Source organism: Pseudomonas sp. BSw22131 (assembly GCF_026810445.1).
GTDB lineage: Bacteria > Pseudomonadota > Gammaproteobacteria > Pseudomonadales > Pseudomonadaceae > Aquipseudomonas > Aquipseudomonas huanghezhanensis.
Window position 1 is genome coordinate 1019263 of sequence record NZ_CP113949.1, and the last position, 17005, is coordinate 1036267.

At 56.6% G+C, this 17005-nt stretch carries 17 protein-coding genes; 12 read left to right on the forward strand and 5 right to left on the reverse strand.

Going from position 1 to position 17005, the window contains the following annotated elements; genetic code table 11:
• Window positions 1-326: 326 nt before the first annotated feature.
• Both OYW20_RS04445 and sfsA read left to right on the forward strand, forming a co-directional pair.
• Window positions 327-1499 (forward strand): pyridoxal phosphate-dependent aminotransferase, encoded by a 1173-nt coding sequence (locus OYW20_RS04445; RefSeq protein WP_268799526.1) that lies wholly within the window; start codon window positions 327-329, stop codon window positions 1497-1499.
• Window positions 1499-2242 carry a DNA/RNA nuclease SfsA gene (gene sfsA, locus OYW20_RS04450; RefSeq protein WP_268799527.1) on the forward strand — a complete coding sequence of 248 codons (744 nt, stop codon included), beginning with the start codon at window positions 1499-1501 and terminating at the stop codon, window positions 2240-2242. The genes OYW20_RS04445 and sfsA overlap by 1 nt, the downstream gene beginning before the upstream one ends.
• Here sfsA and OYW20_RS04455 read toward each other — a convergent pair.
• Entirely contained in the window at window positions 2220-2483 is a 264-nt protein-coding gene (locus OYW20_RS04455) for a Rieske (2Fe-2S) protein (protein WP_408005462.1), read from the reverse strand. The two genes, sfsA and OYW20_RS04455, sit on opposite strands and share 23 nt — an antisense overlap.
• Window positions 2484-2876: 393 nt before the next feature.
• Here OYW20_RS04455 and deoC point away from each other — a divergent pair, with 393 nt between their 5' ends.
• Window positions 2877-3638, forward strand: coding sequence for a deoxyribose-phosphate aldolase (deoC, locus tag OYW20_RS04460; protein ID WP_268799528.1), 762 nt, complete (start codon window positions 2877-2879; stop codon window positions 3636-3638).
• Window positions 3639-3847: 209 nt separating this feature from the next.
• Here the strand turns inward: deoC and OYW20_RS04465 are convergent, their stop codons facing one another.
• The 3 genes from OYW20_RS04465 to OYW20_RS04475 all read right to left on the reverse strand — a co-directional run bounded on the left by OYW20_RS04465 (window position 3848) and on the right by OYW20_RS04475 (window position 6240).
• Window positions 3848-4126, reverse strand: coding sequence for a TfoX/Sxy family protein (locus OYW20_RS04465; protein ID WP_268799529.1), 279 nt, complete (start codon window positions 4124-4126; stop codon window positions 3848-3850).
• 131 nt (window positions 4127-4257) lie between these two features.
• Complete coding sequence (locus OYW20_RS04470) at window positions 4258-4602, reverse strand: pentapeptide repeat-containing protein (RefSeq protein WP_268799530.1); 345 nt, start codon at window positions 4600-4602, stop codon at window positions 4258-4260.
• Between the two features lie 102 nt (window positions 4603-4704).
• Window positions 4705-6240 (reverse strand): bifunctional aminoglycoside phosphotransferase/ATP-binding protein, encoded by a 1536-nt coding sequence (locus tag OYW20_RS04475; RefSeq protein ID WP_268799531.1) that lies wholly within the window; start codon window positions 6238-6240, stop codon window positions 4705-4707.
• Window positions 6241-6376: 136 nt separating this feature from the next.
• Between OYW20_RS04475 and mrcB the strand changes: the two genes are divergently transcribed.
• The 3 genes from mrcB to OYW20_RS04490 are packed head-to-tail and all read left to right on the forward strand — an operon-like array spanning window position 6377 to window position 9790.
• Window positions 6377-8695 carry a penicillin-binding protein 1B gene (gene mrcB, locus OYW20_RS04480; protein WP_268799532.1) on the forward strand — a complete coding sequence of 773 codons (2319 nt, stop codon included), beginning with the start codon at window positions 6377-6379 and terminating at the stop codon, window positions 8693-8695.
• 16 nt (window positions 8696-8711) lie between these two features.
• Complete coding sequence (locus OYW20_RS04485; protein ID WP_268799533.1) at window positions 8712-9461, forward strand: hypothetical protein; 750 nt, start codon at window positions 8712-8714, stop codon at window positions 9459-9461.
• A complete protein-coding gene (locus tag OYW20_RS04490; RefSeq protein WP_268799534.1) occupies window positions 9461-9790 on the forward strand; it encodes a YqcC family protein in 330 nt (109 codons plus the stop codon). Before OYW20_RS04485 ends, OYW20_RS04490 begins: the two co-directional genes overlap by 1 nt.
• Window positions 9791-9794: 4 nt before the next feature.
• Here the strand turns inward: OYW20_RS04490 and OYW20_RS04495 are convergent, their stop codons facing one another.
• A complete protein-coding gene (locus OYW20_RS04495; RefSeq protein WP_268799535.1) occupies window positions 9795-10220 on the reverse strand; it encodes a DUF4124 domain-containing protein in 426 nt (141 codons plus the stop codon).
• Between the two features lie 415 nt (window positions 10221-10635).
• Between OYW20_RS04495 and OYW20_RS04500 the strand changes: the two genes are divergently transcribed.
• From OYW20_RS04500 to msrQ, 6 genes are all read left to right on the forward strand, one after another.
• The gene (locus OYW20_RS04500; RefSeq protein WP_268799536.1) at window positions 10636-12360 is read left to right on the forward strand and encodes an acetolactate synthase 3 large subunit; all 1725 of its coding nucleotides are present in this window, start codon (window positions 10636-10638) and stop codon (window positions 12358-12360) included.
• Window positions 12361-12362: 2 nt separating this feature from the next.
• Entirely contained in the window at window positions 12363-12854 is a 492-nt protein-coding gene (ilvN, locus tag OYW20_RS04505; RefSeq protein WP_268799537.1) for an acetolactate synthase small subunit, read from the forward strand.
• Window positions 12855-12902: 48 nt separating this feature from the next.
• Complete coding sequence (ilvC, locus tag OYW20_RS04510) at window positions 12903-13919, forward strand: ketol-acid reductoisomerase (RefSeq protein WP_268799538.1); 1017 nt, start codon at window positions 12903-12905, stop codon at window positions 13917-13919.
• 149 nt (window positions 13920-14068) lie between these two features.
• Window positions 14069-14917, forward strand: coding sequence for a CDP-diacylglycerol--serine O-phosphatidyltransferase (gene pssA / locus OYW20_RS04515; RefSeq protein ID WP_268799539.1), 849 nt, complete (start codon window positions 14069-14071; stop codon window positions 14915-14917).
• A 72-nt stretch (window positions 14918-14989) separates the two neighbouring features.
• The gene (gene msrP / locus OYW20_RS04520) at window positions 14990-16003 is read left to right on the forward strand and encodes a protein-methionine-sulfoxide reductase catalytic subunit MsrP (protein ID WP_268799540.1); all 1014 of its coding nucleotides are present in this window, start codon (window positions 14990-14992) and stop codon (window positions 16001-16003) included.
• On the forward strand, window positions 16003-16611 hold the full coding sequence (gene msrQ, locus OYW20_RS04525; RefSeq protein WP_268799541.1) for a protein-methionine-sulfoxide reductase heme-binding subunit MsrQ: 609 nt from the start codon (window positions 16003-16005) through the stop codon (window positions 16609-16611). Before msrP ends, msrQ begins: the two co-directional genes overlap by 1 nt.
• Window positions 16612-17005 lie beyond the last annotated feature (394 nt).

The following is a 17005-nucleotide window of genomic DNA, read 5'->3' on the forward strand; positions in this document are numbered from 1 at the left end:
CATCTATCCATTGCGCAGGGTTTGGTTCCATCGCCGACACCTGCCGGCCCTGCGGCTGCAAGCGGGCGAACTTACCAGATCAAATCAGAGCGCGCCACTCCCGGTTGTCGAGCGTGTCTTTACGGCGTGCGTGTGCCTATGACACCGCCATGAGCGCGTCGGCTCGAAAACAGTAGAGTGGGGGCGAGTCCAGACTAAATACGGCGCTGGAATTGTGTCTGTGGACGGAATGGTGTCAGCTGGCTATCAATGTTTTTAAACCTGATTCGGGGCGATCGGTTGGGTAGAATCCCGGCATTGCTCCCGCCCTCCTTAAAGGAAGACCAATGCCTCAGCCCTACAGTGCACGCAGCCGCGCGATTGAACCCTTTCATGTGATGGCGCTGCTGGCGCGGGCGAATGAGCTGCAGGCGGCGGGGCATGACGTCATCCATCTGGAGATCGGCGAACCCGACTTCACTACGGCTGAGCCCATCATAAAAGCGGGGCAGGCGGCGCTGGCTGCGGGCAAGACCCGCTACACCGCTGCGCGCGGCCTGCCGGAACTGCGCGAAGCGATTGCGGGGTTTTATGCTCAGCGGTATGGCGTCGATGTTGACCCCGGCCGGATTCTCATCACGCCTGGCGGTTCTGGCGCGCTGCTGCTGGCCGCCAGTTTGCTGGTGGACCCCGGCAAGCATTGGCTCCTCGCGGACCCAGGGTATCCGTGCAATCGTCACTTTTTGCGCTTGGTAGAAGGTGCTGCGCAACTGGTGCCCGTTGGGCCAGAGGCGCGTTATCAATTGACGCCTGAGTTGGTTGCAGGGCATTGGAACGAAGACAGCGTCGGTGCGCTGGTCGCCTCCCCCGCAAACCCAACAGGCACGTTGCTGCATCGCGATGAACTGGCAGCGCTTTCTGCATCGCTCAAAGCTCGTAATGGTCATCTGGTGGTAGACGAGATCTATCATGGCCTGACGTACGGAATTGATGCCTCAAGTGTGCTGGAAGTTGATGACGATGCTTTTGTGCTCAACAGTTTTTCAAAGTATTTCGGCATGACCGGATGGCGTCTCGGGTGGCTGGTGGCGCCAGCCGATGCCGTTGGCGATCTCGAAAAGCTGGCGCAAAACCTTTACATCAGCGCACCCAGCATGGCGCAGAGCGCGGCCTTGGCCTGTTTTGAACCAGAGACGCTTGAGATTCTTGAGGCGCGCCGTGCCGAATTCGGACGTCGCCGGGACTTCCTGCTGCCGGCGCTGCGTGAGCTGGGCTTCTCGATTGCAGTTGAGCCTGAAGGCGCGTTCTATCTTTACGCCGACATCAGCGCGTTTGGCGGCGATGCCTTCGCATTCTGTCGCCACTTTCTGGAAACCGAGCACGTAGCGTTCACCCCGGGGCTTGATTTTGGGCGCTACCAATCAGCTCATCACGTGCGATTCGCTTACACGCAAAGCCTTCCGCGCTTGCAGGAAGCCGTCGAGCGTATTGGCCGTGGTTTGCGGAGCTGGCAAGGCTGATGCGTTTTTCTCCAGAGCTCGAAGAAGGTCGATTGCTGGTTCGCTACAAGCGATTTCTGGCTGATATTGAAACCGCCAGCGGAGAGCGATTGACCATTCACTGCCCCAACACAGGGTCTATGTTCAATTGCATGATGCCTGGCGGGCGCGTGTGGTTCAGTCGATCCAACGACCCCAAGCGCAAGCTGCCAGGGACCTGGGAAATCAGCGAAACACCGCAAGGCCGATTCGCGTGCGTCAACACCGGGCGAGCCAACAGGTTGGTCGAGGAGGCGCTGCTTGCGGGCATCATCACAGAGCTCAACGGCTTCACCTCAATCAAGCGCGAAGTCGCCTACGGGCTGGAAAACAGTCGGGTTGATTTTCGGCTGGATTACCCGGATGGCCCTTTGTTCCTGGAAGTCAAAAGCGTCACGTTGGGCTTTGACGGCTCGGAGGTGGCGGCTTTTCCTGATGCTGTTACTCAGCGCGGAGCCAGGCATTTACGTGAACTGGCCGCTTTGGCCCGGAACGGCGTACGTGCAGTTTTGCTGTACTGCGTCAACCTGACCGGCATTGAGGCAGTACGTCCTGCTGAAGAAGTAGACGCCGCCTACGCCGCTGCACTGCGTGAAGCTGTCGCCGCCGGAGTTGAGGTGCTGGCTTACGGTGTGCAACTAAACCCTGAGGAGGTGCATATCGATCGGCGTCTGGAAGTGCACATCGGGGAGATATCCACGCTCATTCAACGTCCGGTGAGCTGATCCAGAGAGCCTCGGCGTCTTCGTAACAGGCAACGGGGGTGAGGGATTTTCCTTCACAAGGCCCGGCGATGCATTGACCGTCTTCGATCAGAAACAAGGCACCGTGCGTCGCGCACCGGATCAGGCTGGCGCTGGTGTCCAGAAACTGATCGGGAAGCCATTCCAGTGGTACGCCGCGATGCGGGCAGCGGTTTTGATACGCGTAAACCTGCCCGGCGCGCCTCACGACCAACATCTTCATGCCGTCGACTTCAAATCCGCGACTGTGTCCTTCGGGAATATCGCTGCTTTCGCACAGGTATCTCAGATACGTCTCCTGGGCGCGTGATGCGCAACTACAAAAAAAAGTTATCGAATTTTAGGTGATCGCCGAGGGCGTAGTTTCGCAGCTCTTGCGGCGGGGTGGCTGATTAGAAAAAGCCTGGGGCTAACCCCTGAGGTTTTGTTGCTTAACGACCGGACTTTGACGCTCGCATCTTCACTGGCTATCCGTTAAGCGGCTATTTGCAGGAAGTTGCCTTAGGACATTTCCTGCAATGCTGTCGTCTCCTTCTTTTGTAACCGCATGTCCATTCTTGAAGGCGTTGGCTCGTTTAAGGTTCGTCCTTCGATGTACAACCCCTTGGGATGACTGATGACAGGGATAACGGGTAGCGATGAAGAGCTCGCGCAGCGGGCAATCGGGTTGCTTGAGCTGACATCGCTCAACAACGACGACACAGTTGAACGCATCATTGCGCTCTGCCACCGAGCGATGACGCCGTTCGGTCCGGTTGCTGCGGTGTGTGTCGCTCCCCGGTTCGCCGGGCTGGCGAGGCGCACGCTTGATGATTGGCAAGCGCGTGAGATCAAGGTTGTAGCCGCTGTGAATTTTCCTGGCGGGACAGCGAGCACCCAGACGGTCGAGTCTCAAACCCAGGCAGCGCTGATGGCCGGCGCCGATGAAATCGACCTGGTGTATCCGTTTCGTGCCCTTATGGCAGGGAACCGGCTGGCAGGGGCGCAGATGTTGACTGCCTGCAAAGCGATATGCGAGGGGCGGGCGGGACTTACCGTCACGCTCGAAACAGGCGTACTGCGCGATCCCCAGATTATTCATGATGTGTGTCGCCGGGTGATTGAGGTGGGGCCGGCGTTCATCAAGACCAGCACGGGCAAGGTCTGCGTCAACGTCACGCCTCAAGCCGCCCGCATCATGATTGAGGCGATTGCCGAGTTGGGGGGGCAGGTGGGCTTCAAAGCGGCGGGCGGGGTTCACACGTTGGCCCAGGCGAATCTCTATCTCGACATGGCGCTTTCTCGCTTCGGCCCGCTCTGGTTTGGGCCGGACAAGGTGCGAATCGGGGCCGCGAGTCTGCTGGACGACCTGTTGCTGCGATTGGGGATGTGCGGGTGAGGAAAGGGCCACCGTTTAATACTGCTGCTTTTCCATGGGCAAAAAAAGACCCGGCAAAGAGCCGGGTCAAAAACCGTGATTAGCCTGATGAGGAGATAATCTGAAGGTCCGAACCAAGGAGCCTTTCAGGTTACCGGCCGGTCTCGCGACCGGATGTGATAATCATAGTGATTCTCATTTGTAAGTAAACAGGCAGAATAAAACTATTTTCAGGCGCTCAACGAGGCATACCGCTGGCACGTCTCTATCTGCAGATTGAGCACCTTTTTGCGTGCAGGTGGGATGTCGCTCCAGTGCTGATCCTCAAGTGCGCCTTCAATTGCATACAACAGCGACCTGGATGCTTTGAAGCCTCGTGCCTTGACCGCACGATACGCGTTGGCGGCGCCAAGTCTGCGTAGATCAGCAATGTTGTGGATGCCCGAGGCGTGTAACCATTGGGCGGAGGTTTTTCCGAGGTTCTTCATTTGTCGCAGTTCATCTTCCATGGGGGATAACGCTCCAGTAAACGTGAAGACTTGTGACGAACAGCGCAAGCAAGTCTGACCTCATTGTAGCGGCTGCAGGAAAACTCCCACGTGAACATGGGGCTCTGGCTTATTTAAATGCCAGGCGGTAGTTAGCGAGTTCGGTAGCGCAGTCGAGTGCCGAAGTTCACCGACATCAGGATTTCGTCTGCGCTCAGTTCAGGCGGAAAGTAGGCCCCTGATATCTGCGCATGGCTAATGCTGGCGCCCTCCAGCGAGGAGGTCCGGAAATCGATTCCACGCAAGTCAGCAGAACGAAAGTAAGCATCCGTGAAATCAATGCCTTCTGCGTTAAGTTCACGCAGGTCCAGCCCTCTGAAGTCGCCTTTGAGCATGTCGACGGTTCCTGACGCTGGGCGCTGGAGATTGAAGCTGGCGATGTCTTCTTTATGAAGCAAGGCATAAAGCGCGGAATCAAGCTGTCTTGGCTGGCTCATGACACGTCTCCGTTGTTGGGATTCTGGCGCCAGTATGATGCCACTATCGTCGAGCTGTGAAGAGTAAGGCTTCACAACTCGACTGCCGGTAACGCGGTGGAATCAGAGTCCTGGAAGGCACTGACGTATGTGCGCCACCAACCCATCCAGATCCGAGCTGATATTGGTTTCAACGTGCTTGCTGCTCAACAACTCCTCAGCGGTCAGCGGTTCGCGACTGGTCTGCTGGGCTTCGATGACCGCAAGCGTTGCGTCGGATGGGTCCTGATTTTCTGCCTGTCGCTGTTCCAGCCAACCTTCGATCACGGCCTGCGGGGCGCTGCAGTCCAGGATCAGTAGCGGTGTGCCAGTGGCCTCAGCAACGTTGGCAGCGCCTTCGCGCTGGGCACGCTTGAGGTAAGTGGCATCGATTACCACTGGAAGACCCGCATGCAGCACCACGCTTGCCAATTGGTGAAGACGGTCGTAGGTCGCGACACTGACATCATCTGCGTAGAGATCTGCCTTGTCGGCAAATTGCCGCTTGCGCTCGACGTCGGAGCGCAAACGAATCGCGCCCAGTGCTTCCACCAGACGCATCGCGACATGGCTTTTGCCGACCGCAGACACGCCATGAGTGATCGCCAGGAACTGTGAAGGAATGGCACTGTAGCTTTCGGCCAGATTTGCGTAGTTGCGATACTGACGCATGGTCGTGCCGCGGTGCACGGCATCCGCGTCGGGGCTCAGGCTGAAAAGCGCTACTTTCGCGCGAACCAATGCGCGGTAAGCCTTGTAGAAGTTCAGCAGTTCCAGGCCCGAATAGTCGCCGGTTTGCTCAAGGTACTGACTGATCAGGCGACGTGAGTGAACTCTCAGGCCGCGGTCTTCCAGGTCCATCGCCAGGAATGCGATATCGGCGTAAACATCCGTCTTGCGAAACGGCTCGTTGAACTCGATGCAGTCGAAAATAACGACCTTGCCATCGATCAGGGTCGCGTTGCCCAAGTGGATATCGCCATGACACTCGCGAATGAATCCGTCTTTTTTGCGCTCTTCGAGCAGTGGCTTGAGGCGCTCGAAGCTGGCGTCGGCCCAGGCCTGGAGGGCTTCGAGCTGAATAATGTCGGTTTTTTCAGTGAGGAAGGGACTGATCTGCTCGAAGTTTTGCGTCACCGGGGCCATTACTGCGTCGGGCGTGCCCAGTGGATGATCGACAGGCACGCGCGGAGCATGAAGATGAAACTCCGCGATTTGCCTGGCCATTTCATCAATTTGTGCCGTGGTCAGCTCGCCATTGGCCTGGAGCGTGCTCAGCAAACCGTCCTGCGGGAACTGGCGCATCTTCAGCACATATTCGATCGCCTCACCGGTGCCGCCTATCTGCGGCGCCTCGACGCTGCCGGTGATGGGGAGTACTTCCAGATACAAATCCTGGGTCAGACGCTGGTTAAGGCGCAGCTCCTCGTTACAAAAGTGTTCGCGCGCCGGCAAACTGGTGAAGTCCAGAAAGCCGAAATTGACAGGCTTTTTCATTTTGTAAACATAGGCGCCCGTCAGCAATACCCATGAAATATGCGTTTCGATGACCTGAAAATGCTCGACTGGATGAGGAAAAAGGGCAGGGTTCTGCAGAGCGGCGATCAGTGACTGGCTCACGGGCGATCCTTCAAAGAGTAAAAGTCGATTACGAACGGCTAAAAAAAGAGGGTCATTATGGCCGCTCGGCGCAGCACTGCAAACCGCTATGAGGGCGGTCTGCCGAACCAGGGGAAAGTGCGTATAATCCGCCGCCATGACTCGTACCCGCACCCCCAAGAAATCCCCCAAACCCGCCAACGGCCGCCTCCGCTCCTTACTGGGCTGGGCGCTGAAGCTCAGTCTCGTCGGCCTGGTGATACTCGCCTGTTTTGCCGTCTACCTGGATTCCATTGTCCAGGAGAAGTTCTCCGGCAAGCGCTGGACCATCCCGGCGAAGGTTTACGCGCGGCCACTTGAACTGTTCGTCGGTCAAAAACTGTCCCGCGATGACTTTCTCGTTGAACTCGATGCGCTGGGCTATCGCCGTGAAGCCGTAGCCAATGGTCCTGGTGCTGCTGCGGTAAGCGGCAACACGGTCGACCTGAACACCCGTGGCTTTCAGTTTTACGAGGGCGCCGATCCTGCCCAGCAAATTCGCGTTCGATTTTCTGGCGATTACGTCGCCGACCTGACAGCCGCCAACGGTTCCAAGCTGGCAGTCGCACGGCTTGAGCCGCTACTCATTGGCGGCCTGTATCCTAAAAATCTCGAAGACCGCATTCTGATCAAGCTCGATCAGGCGCCGCCTTACTTGCTGGATACATTGGTCACCGTCGAAGACCGCGACTTCTATCACCACTTTGGTGTTTCGCCGAAGTCGATTGCGCGGGCCTTCTGGGTAAACGCATCGGCTGGGCAAATGCGCCAGGGCGGCAGTACCCTCACGCAACAGCTGGTCAAAAACTTCTACCTGACCAACGAGCGCAGTCTTACCCGCAAACTGACTGAAGCGATGATGGCTGTCCTGCTGGAGATCCATTACAGCAAGCAGGAAATCCTGGAGGCTTACCTCAATGAGGTATTCGTCGGCCAAGACGGGCAGCGCGCCGTTCATGGTTTCGGCCTGGCGAGTCAGTATTTCTTCAGCCAGCCTTTGTCTGAACTCAAGCTGCACCAAGTCGCATTGCTGGTCGGACTTGTAAAGGGGCCTTCCTATTACAACCCGCGCCGAAACCCGGAGCGCTCGCTTGAGCGCCGAAATCTGGTGCTCGATCTGCTTGAGCAGCAAGGGGTCGCCACACCCGAAGCTGTTGCGGCAGCCAAGAAGATGCCACTGGGTGTGACCAAAACAGGTTCGCTTGCTGACAGCTCGTTCCCCGGGTTTCTTGATCTGGTCAAACGTCAGTTGCGCGAAGACTATCGCGATGAGGATTTGACCGAAGAGGGGCTGAGGATTTTCACCAGTTTCGATCCGATCCTGCAGATGAAGTCAGAGTCGGCGATGAAAGAAACCTTCAGTCGGCTCGCAGGGCGAAAAGGCTCGGACGAGATGGAAGGCGCCATGGTCGTGACCAACCCGGAGACTGGCGAGGTTCAGGCGCTTATTGGCAGTCGTCAGGCTGGCTTTGCTGGCTTCAACCGTGCAATCGACGCCGTTCGGCCTATTGGTTCACTGGTCAAGCCAGCTATTTATCTGACGGCGCTCGAACAGCCCAACAAGTACACGCTGACCAGTTGGGTGGCTGACGAGCCGTTCTCGGTAAAGGGTGCTGATGGCCAGATCTGGAAACCACAGAACTTCGATCACAAGGCCCATGGCAATATTTTCCTTTACCAGGGACTGGCGCATTCCTACAACCTTTCCAGCGCCAAACTGGGGCTGGACCTGGGCGTGCCAACGGTTTTCAAAACCCTGAACAAACTTGGGGTCACGCGCGAATGGCCAGCCTATCCTTCGATGTTATTGGGGGCCGGCGCGCTCAGCCCCATGGAAGTCGCCGTGATGTACCAGACCATCGCCAATGGCGGTTTCAACACGCCAATGCGCGGTATTCGCAGCGTACTGACCGCTGAAGGCGAGCCGCTCAAGCGGTATCCGTTTCAGATTCAGCAGCGCTTCGATCCGGGCTCCATCTATCTGTTGCAAAACGCCATGCAGCGCGTGATGCGTGAAGGCACAGGCAAGTCGGTTTACAACACGCTTTCGGCCAATTTGAATCTTGCGGGCAAGTCCGGGACTACCAATGATTCGCGCGACAGCTGGTTTGCAGGTTTCAGTCAGGATCTGTTGGCGGTGGTGTGGTTGGGGCGCGACGATAACGGCAAAACGCCGTTCACCGGCGCAACCGGCGCGTTGCAGGTATGGACCAGCTTCATGAAGAAAGCCGATCCGCTGCCGCTGGACATGGCGCTGCCTGACAATGTGGTGCAGGCGTGGGTTGATGCCAGTACCGGGCAGGGCAGTGATGCTGGATGCCCGAATGCGGTGCAGATGCCGTATATTCGCGGCAGTGAGCCCCAGCCCGGTCCTGCGTGTGGCGGTAATTCTGCGCCGGCCGAAGTGATGGATTGGGTCAAGGGCTGGTTGAACTAAGCGAAGAGGAAGTGAAGTGAACAAGTGGTGGATTCCAGCTTTAACGGCTCTGGCTTTGCTCAACGGTTGCGCAAGTCAGACGCGCAGTTCGATTCCGGTGGTGGATTCCGGCTCTCGTGTTTCAAACGGGGAGCGTGTGTCTGCGACGCGTAACAACACCTATCCTGCCGCTGTGCAAAATCGGGCTCAGCCGCAGTCGATTACCGAGGACTCAGGTGTGGTAGTGATGGTGCCGGGCGGCGGAGCCACGACCAGCGCTGCGCCGATTCAACCGTTTACGCCGCCAATCAATACTGCGCCGATCGATACGTCTCCGGTCAATCAGGCCCCGGCGAGCAACAGTTACAACATGCCAGCGCCAGTTAATGCCCCGTACAGCGCCCCGGTTCAGACAGCGCCAAGCGGCATCCCTTCATCGGGAGGCTTGTCGGCAGATGAACAGCTTGACGGTCCGGTGCTGGCACTGTTGACGACCGCTCAGCAGCAGCAAAGTAGCGGCGACCTAAATGGCGCGTCATCGAGCCTTGAGCGTGCTCAACGTGTAGCACCCCGCGAGCCGCAGGTGCTTTACCGCCTGGCGCAGGTCCGATTGGCACAGGGCGATGCGCCTCAGGCTGAGCAGTTGGCTCGTCGTGGTCTGACGTTCGCCAATGGTCGCGCCAGCTTGCAAGCCAGCCTTTGGAACCTGATCGCACAGTCCCGCGAGAAGCAAGGTGATGCAGCGGGTGCTGCATCTGCACGCCAAAAAGCCAAGGTCAGCCTCTGATGGATCAACGGTTTCCTCAAATTGCTGAGCAGTTGTTGCTGATCGAACGCGAGCTGCGGCTGCTGGGGTTGTGGAAAGCGGTCCCGCCAAGCGATGAAGATTTATCCAGTCGTGAACCGTTTTGTGTCGATACGCTGGACTTTGATCAATGGCTGCAGTGGATTTTTCTGCCCCGCATGAAAATCATTCTTGAACATGATCTTCAACTGCCGAATGCATCGGGCATTCTGGAGATGGCACAGATGGTCTATGCCGGCCGAGCCGCTGAAACCCGTAACCTTCAAGCATTGCTGGCAGAGTTCGACCGGCTCATCACTGAAACCACCTGACCCTTTAAAGGCAGTTGTCGGTAATAGCGCGTTTGAGGTCCATGATACGGGCCTGGCGCTCTTCTTCGGTAAAGCGCCTGTACTCGCCATTCACCTGCTCGCGGACGCGCGCATTGTTCTGAAACAAGGCCAGGTTAGTCCGCGCCGCGGTGCAGTACTCGGCGCGTCGTTCCTCTTGGTCGGCAACCTGTTTTTTTACCCGCTCATTGATTGCGCGTTGCGCACCGTTCGGGTCCGGCAGTGGCGCGGTTTCGCGTCCTGGTGGCGGGACAGGCTTTTGCGTGTCGATCTCCTGTGCTTGCTGGTCTGCCGGTGGCAGGGCATCAAAGTGAGTGACGCCTTGAGCATCCACCCATTTATAGATCTGCGCAGCCTGAGTCATGGGGCTGACGCCAAGCGTCAGTGCGGCGGCTAAAATCATCCAGCGCATACTGCTTCCTTAACTTCGATGTCAATGAGTTGCCGGGCCACGCTATCACAAGCCTGCCGAAACGGTCGCCATTGGGTACTTATTCATGCGCCTGCGGATAAGAAACCTCACGGATGACTTGACTTGAGAGGGTCGAATCACAACAATCCAAAGTTCGCTGTGGAGGGACTGCCAGAAGCAGGCCATCTCGGTAGATCATGAGGCGCACACCCGCGCCGACCTGTAACACCCGCAACGCGTTACCTCGCGCTGGGTGGGAAAGCCCCGAAACACTTATGGGGGGATCCCAATACTTGCTCAGTCAGTGCTGACGTAGTCGGCGACCACCGTCGCTCATGCTCTGCTTTGCAGTAAACCTATTAAGACCCGTCTCCCCAAGTGTGGACGGTATTCTGGCGTTTTAGAGGTGAACAACGTGGAGCTTTTATCTGGCGCAGAAATGGTCGTCCGCTTTTTGCGTGACGAAGGCGTTGAGCACATCTACGGGTACCCCGGTGGTGCCCTCCTGCATATTTACGATGCCCTTTACAAAGAGCCGTCACTGAGCCACATCCTTGTTCGTCATGAACAGGCTGCTACTCACATGGCGGACGGTTATGCACGCGCAACCGGTCGAGCCGGCGTCGTCCTGGTCACGTCCGGACCGGGTGCAACTAACGCTATTACCGGTATTGCCACTGCCTACATGGACTCCATTCCGATGGTGGTGCTGTCCGGTCAGGTCGCAAGCACACTTGTGGGCACCGATGCGTTCCAGGAGACCGACATGATCGGGATCTCCCGTCCGATCGTGAAGCACAGCTTCATGATCAAGCATCCATCGGAGATCCCGGACGTCTTGAAAAAGGCGTTCTACCTGGCACAGTCCGGCCGCCCCGGTCCTGTCGTGGTGGATATCCCGAAAGACATGACCAATCCGGCCGAGAAGTTCGAGTACGTATTTCCCAAAAAAGCCAAACTGCGCTCTTACAGTCCGGCCGTTCGTGGGCACTCGGGCCAGATCCGCAAGGCTGTGGAAATGTTGCTGGCTGCAAAGCGCCCCATCATCTACGCCGGTGGTGGTGTGATCATGGGCAATGGTTCTGTGCCGTTGACCGAGTTGGCTCAAGCGCTGAATGCTCCCGTGACCAACACGCTGATGGGCCTGGGTTGCTACCCGGGCAGCGATCGCCAGTTCGTGGGCATGCTCGGTATGCACGGCAGTTACACCGCCAACCTGACGATGCACCATGCCGATGTGATTCTGGCCGTTGGTGCGCGCTTCGATGACCGAGTGATCAACGGCGCGGCGAAGTTCTGCCCTAACGCCAAAGTGATTCACATCGACATTGACCCTGCTTCGATCTCCAAGACCATCAAGGCAGACGTGCCAATCGTGGGTCCGGTGGAAAGCGTACTCACCGAAATGGTCGCCACGCTCAAAGAGATTGGCGAGACGCCAAATAAGGAATTGGTCGCCAGCTGGTGGAAGCAGATCGATGAATGGCGTGGCGATCGGGAAATGTTCCCGTACAACCATGGCGATGGCAGTGTCATCAAGCCGCAGACCGTAATCGAAACCTTGTGCGAAGTGACCAAGGGCGACGCATACGTCACTTCCGACGTCGGCCAGCATCAGATGTTTGCCGCGCAGTATTACCGCTTCAACAAGCCGAACCGTTGGATCAACTCAGGCGGTCTGGGCACGATGGGCTTCGGCTTTCCTGCTGCGATGGGTGTGAAGTTGAGCTTCCCGAATGCTGACGTTGCCTGCGTGACCGGCGAAGGCAGCATCCAGATGAACATCCAGGAGCTGTCGACCTGTCTGCAATACGGTTTGCCGGTCAAGATCATTCTGCTTAACAACGGTGTGCTTGGCATGGTTCGCCAATGGCAGGACATGAGCTACAGCGGTCGTCACTCGCATTCCTATATGGAATCGCTGCCTGACTTCGTGAAGCTGGTCGAAGCGTATGGTCACGTCGGCATGAAGATCACGGATCTGAAAGACTTGAAGCCGAAGATGGAAGAGGCCTTTGCCATGACCGATCGGCTGGTGTTCCTGGATATTCAGGTTGATGTCACCGAGCACGTTTACCCGATGCAGATCAAAGACGGCTCCATGCGCGATATGTGGCTGAGCAAGACGGAGCGGACTTAATCATGCGGCATATCATTTCGCTGTTGCTGGAAAACGAGCCGGGCGCCTTGTCTCGTGTCGTTGGTCTTTTTTCGCAGCGCAACTACAACATCGAAAGCCTGACCGTGGCACCCACCGAAGACCCGACCCTGTCGCGCCTGACGTTGACCACAGTGGGGCAGGATGAGGTGATCGAGCAGATCACCAAAAACCTCAACAAGCTGGTGGAAGTGGTCAAGCTGGTCGACCTGTCGGAGAGCGCGCATATCGAGCGTGAGCTGATGCTGATCAAGGTGAAAGCAACTGGCGCGCAACGTGCGGAAATAAAACGCACCACGGATATTTTCCGCGGGCAGATCGTTGATGTTTCCGCCACCGTCTATACCGTTCAATTGACCGGTACAAGCGACAAGCTCGACAGCTTTATTCAGGCCATTGGCACTGCTGCCATCCTGGAAACAGTCCGCAGCGGCGTGACGGGCATTGCCCGCGGCGACAAAGTGCTGAGTATCTAACTTAAATTTTGCGAATGGCCTGAATGGCCAAGATAACAGGGGTATTTCATGAAAGTTTATTACGACAAAGACTGCGACCTTTCGATCATCCAAGGCAAAAAAGTTGCCATCATCGGTTACGGCTCCCAAGGCCACGCTCAGGCGTGCAACCTGAAAGACTCCGGCGTTGATGTCACTGTCGGCCTGCGCAAAGGTTCTGCCACTGTCGCCAAGGCTGAAGCTCATGGCTTGAAAGTGACTGACGTTGCTTCCGCTGTCGCTGCTGCTGACCTGGTCATGATTCTGACCCCGGACGAATTCCAGTCCGCCCTCTACAAGAACGAAGTCGAGCCAAACCTGAAGAAGGGCGCAACACTGGCGTTCTCCCACGGCTTCGCGATTCACTACAACCAGGTTGTTCCCCGCGCTGACCTTGACGTGATCATGATCGCGCCTAAAGCACCGGGCCACACCGTACGTACCGAGTTCGTGAAGGGCGGCGGTATCCCTGACCTGATCGCTATCTACCAGGATGCGTCGGGCAACGCCAAAAACGTTGCACTGTCTTACGCGTCGGGCGTTGGCGGCGGTCGTACCGGCATCATCGAAACCACGTTCAAAGACGAAACCGAAACTGACCTGTTCGGCGAGCAAGCCGTACTGTGCGGTGGTACTGTCGAGTTGGTCAAAGCTGGTTTCGAGACTCTGGTTGAAGCAGGCTACGCGCCAGAAATGGCTTACTTCGAGTGCTTGCACGAGCTGAAGCTGATCGTTGACCTCATGTACGAAGGCGGCATCGCCAACATGAACTACTCGATCTCCAACAACGCCGAATACGGTGAGTACGTGACCGGCCCTGAAGTTATCAACGCTGAATCCCGCCAGGCCATGCGCAACGCTCTGAAGCGCATCCAGGATGGTGAATACGCCAAGATGTTCATCAGCGAAGGTGCTACTGGCTATCCATCGATGACCGCCAAGCGCCGCAACAACGCTGCTCACGGTATCGAAATCATTGGCGAGCAACTGCGCTCGATGATGCCGTGGATCGCTGCGAACAAGATCGTCGATAAAGACAAGAACTGAGTCTGGTTCCGGGCTTTACCGCCTATGAAAAACGCGACCCCAGGGTCGCGTTTTTTCGTTATGGGAGCTCATCTGGTATAAAGCTGCATCGTTTGCCGACCTTGTGTCGCAAGCATTCGTCGAAAATTCACAGCTGCAAGGTATTGTTTATGAGCGAACGTCCCGAAGAGCCGAACAAGGCCTCTGACGCCGAAAGCCTGTTACCGATTGATGAGCATGTTGAAGACGGTCACGATGATGAAGGACGCAAGGTCCGCCATCGTGGGATCTACCTTCTGCCCAACCTGTTTACCACGGCTAATCTGTTTGCCGGTTTTTACGCAATCATCAGTTCCATGAGCGCTCAAAGTGCGATGAGCGCCGGCGACCCTGCGAGCGCGAGCAAGTATTTCGGATTTGCCGCCATCGCGATCTTCGTCGCGATGGTGCTCGATGGTCTCGATGGCCGCGTTGCGCGCATGACCAACACCCAAAGCGCGTTCGGAGCCGAGTACGATTCCCTTTCCGATATGGTGGCTTTCGGTGTCGCGCCTGCGTTGCTCGCCTTCGGCTGGGCGTTGGGCGACATGGGCAAAGTGGGCTGGATGGTTGCTTTCATCTATGTGGCAGGTGCTGCGTTGCGTCTGGCGCGCTTCAATACCCAAGTGGGCAAAGCGGACAAGCGATATTTCATTGGCCTGGCCAGCCCAGCAGCGGCAGGGGTTGTAGCAGGCACTGTATGGGCATTCAGCGACTTCGGCATTCAGGGCTCGAAGATGTCGTTTCTGGTTGCGCTGTTGGTTGCTGCCGCTGGGATGCTGATGGTCAGCAACATCAAATACAACAGTTTCAAGGAGCTGGATCTGAAAGGGCGTGTTCCTTTCGTGGCGATACTGGCCGTGGTTCTGGTGTTTGCGGTGGTGTTCAGTGATCCACCAAGAATACTGCTGTTGATTTTCCTCGCGTATGCAGCCTCAGGTCCGGTCCAATACCTGCTGCGCCTGCGTCGGCAGAAATAGAAAAGCCGATTAAATTTCGCGCATACTCCGCAGTCTATAGGTGCATCAGTCCCCCATAGCTGTGGAGTCATCATGCTAATAAAATTGCCTTCAACGTCTGCCTGCAAAGAGTCGGACGTCACGCCTGAATCAATCTACCTTTCCCGACGGGCTCTGCTCGGTGCATCTGCGGCTGGTCTCGCGATGGGCGCTTTGCCGCGCTGGGCGAGTGCGGTCGACGCATCTCAGTACTCTGATGTCGAACCTGGCGCGGCGCCTCAGTGGTTCAAAGATAAGCTTGCCTCGGTCAAGTGGCAGGCGGTCAACGTCAAAAATGAAGCGATCACTCCTTTCAAAGACGCCACGCACTACAACAACTTCTATGAGTTCGGTACCGACAAAGGGGATCCGGCACAGAACGCCGGCTCGCTCAAAACCGAGCCGTGGAGCGTTGTCATTGATGGAGAGGTGGGCAAGCCGGGCCGCTATGCGCTTGAGGACTTCATGAAGCCATATCAGCTGGAAGAGCGAATCTACCGGCTGCGCTGTGTGGAAGCCTGGTCGATGGTCATACCATGGATGGGATTTCCGATCTCCGAGTTACTCAAGCAGGTCGAGCCCACCTCCAGCGCCAAGTACATCCGGTTCGAAACGCTTCAGGATCCCAAGTCCATGCCTGGGCAGCGATCCGGTTTTGCGCTCATCGATTGGCCTTATGTAGAGGGGCTTCGTCTGGATGAGGCGATGAATCCGTTAGCGATACTTGCAGTCGGTATGTATGGACGTGAGCTGCCGAATCAGAACGGGGCACCTCTGCGACTTGTGGTGCCTTGGAAGTACGGCTTCAAGAGCGTGAAGTCCATCGTGCGTATAAGCCTTGTGAGTGAGCAGCCCAAGACTACCTGGCAAAGCATTGCCGCGAATGAGTACGGCTTTTATGCGAACGTAAACCCCTCTGTCGATCATCCCCGGTGGACCCAGGCTCATGAGCGTCGTCTCCCAAGTGGGCTCTTCAGTCCGAATGTTCGTCAGACAGAAATGTTCAACGGCTATGGCGAGGAAGTTGCCTCTCTCTATACAGGCCTGGATCTACGGAAGAATTACTGATGCGGTTTCCGGTTTGGCGTTTGAGTGTGTTCGTTGCCTGCTGCGTGGCCCCGGTGCTTTGGGTCTATCAAGCGTGGATCTTTGCGTTGGGGCCTGATCCTGGAAAGGTCCTCGTTGATCGACTGGGACTTGGCACATTGATTCTGCTGTTGATCACTTTGGCGATGACGCCGTTGCAGCGCGTGAGTGGGTGGCCGGGATGGATTGCAGTACGACGTCAATTGGGACTGTGGTGTTTTGGGTACGTGGTCATGCATATGACCGGGTACGCGGTTTTTATCTTGGGGCTGGATTTCGGGCAGTTGGGTGTGGAGCTGGTGAAGCGCCCTTACATCATCGTCGGCAGCTTGGCATTTCTGTGTTTGCTGGCGCTGGCTGTGACTTCCAATCGTTATAGCCAGCGGCGTTTGGGTTCTCGGTGGCGCAAGTTGCATCGGCTTATCTATGTAATCCTGGGGCTTGGTTTGCTTCACTTCTTGTGGATTGTCCGCGCGGATCTTAAAGAATGGTCTTTATACGCGGGGATTGGAGCCTTGCTGTTGATCGTTCGAATTCCCGTAATTACTAGGCGAATCCCCCGGTATGGTGTGCGCAAGAACGCAGTCTGAGCAAAAGGTTGATATTAAGTGTTGACGGCCCTCAGGATCTGTCTATAATTCGCTCCACTTCCGGCGCAGACGAAACGGAAAACTCTTTGATAATCAATGAGTTGGACGAAGTAAGCGGTGAGGAAGTGCTTCGATTGAGTGGTTCGAGTCGAAGGTGCAGAAAGGGGGTTGACAGCAGATTGTAACGCTGTAGAATTCGCCTCCCGCTGACGAGAGACGCTAAGTCACTCACGGCGCAAGTGGTTGAAGTTGTTAAAGATTTCCAAGCGAAACTTTGAAAGCTTCTGAAAATAACCGCTTGACAGATACACGGGGCGCTGTAGAATGCGCGCCTCGGTTGAGACGAAAGATCTTAACCAACCGCTCTTTAACAACTGAATCAAGCAATTCGTGT

What these genes read in the sequence shown, in the direction of transcription:
- OYW20_RS04490 (WP_268799534.1), top strand. Translation starts at nt 9,461, where the DNA reads ATGGATCAACGGTTTCCTCAAATTGCTGAGCAGTTGTTGCTGATCGAA.
- pssA (WP_268799539.1), top strand. Translation starts at nt 14,069, where the DNA reads ATGAGCGAACGTCCCGAAGAGCCGAACAAGGCCTCTGACGCCGAAAGC.
- OYW20_RS04495 (WP_268799535.1), bottom strand. Translation starts at nt 10,220, where the DNA reads ATGCGCTGGATGATTTTAGCCGCCGCACTGACGCTTGGCGTCAGCCCC.
- OYW20_RS04455 (WP_408005462.1), bottom strand. Translation starts at nt 2,483, where the DNA reads ATGAAGATGTTGGTCGTGAGGCGCGCCGGGCAGGTTTACGCGTATCAA.
- OYW20_RS04445 (WP_268799526.1), top strand. Translation starts at nt 327, where the DNA reads ATGCCTCAGCCCTACAGTGCACGCAGCCGCGCGATTGAACCCTTTCAT.
- sfsA (WP_268799527.1), top strand. Translation starts at nt 1,499, where the DNA reads ATGCGTTTTTCTCCAGAGCTCGAAGAAGGTCGATTGCTGGTTCGCTAC.
- msrP (WP_268799540.1), top strand. Translation starts at nt 14,990, where the DNA reads ATGCTAATAAAATTGCCTTCAACGTCTGCCTGCAAAGAGTCGGACGTC.
- deoC (WP_268799528.1), top strand. Translation starts at nt 2,877, where the DNA reads ATGACAGGGATAACGGGTAGCGATGAAGAGCTCGCGCAGCGGGCAATC.
- ilvC (WP_268799538.1), top strand. Translation starts at nt 12,903, where the DNA reads ATGAAAGTTTATTACGACAAAGACTGCGACCTTTCGATCATCCAAGGC.
- OYW20_RS04465 (WP_268799529.1), bottom strand. Translation starts at nt 4,126, where the DNA reads ATGGAAGATGAACTGCGACAAATGAAGAACCTCGGAAAAACCTCCGCC.
- OYW20_RS04470 (WP_268799530.1), bottom strand. Translation starts at nt 4,602, where the DNA reads ATGAGCCAGCCAAGACAGCTTGATTCCGCGCTTTATGCCTTGCTTCAT.
- msrQ (WP_268799541.1), top strand. Translation starts at nt 16,003, where the DNA reads ATGCGGTTTCCGGTTTGGCGTTTGAGTGTGTTCGTTGCCTGCTGCGTG.
- mrcB (WP_268799532.1), top strand. Translation starts at nt 6,377, where the DNA reads ATGACTCGTACCCGCACCCCCAAGAAATCCCCCAAACCCGCCAACGGC.
- ilvN (WP_268799537.1), top strand. Translation starts at nt 12,363, where the DNA reads ATGCGGCATATCATTTCGCTGTTGCTGGAAAACGAGCCGGGCGCCTTG.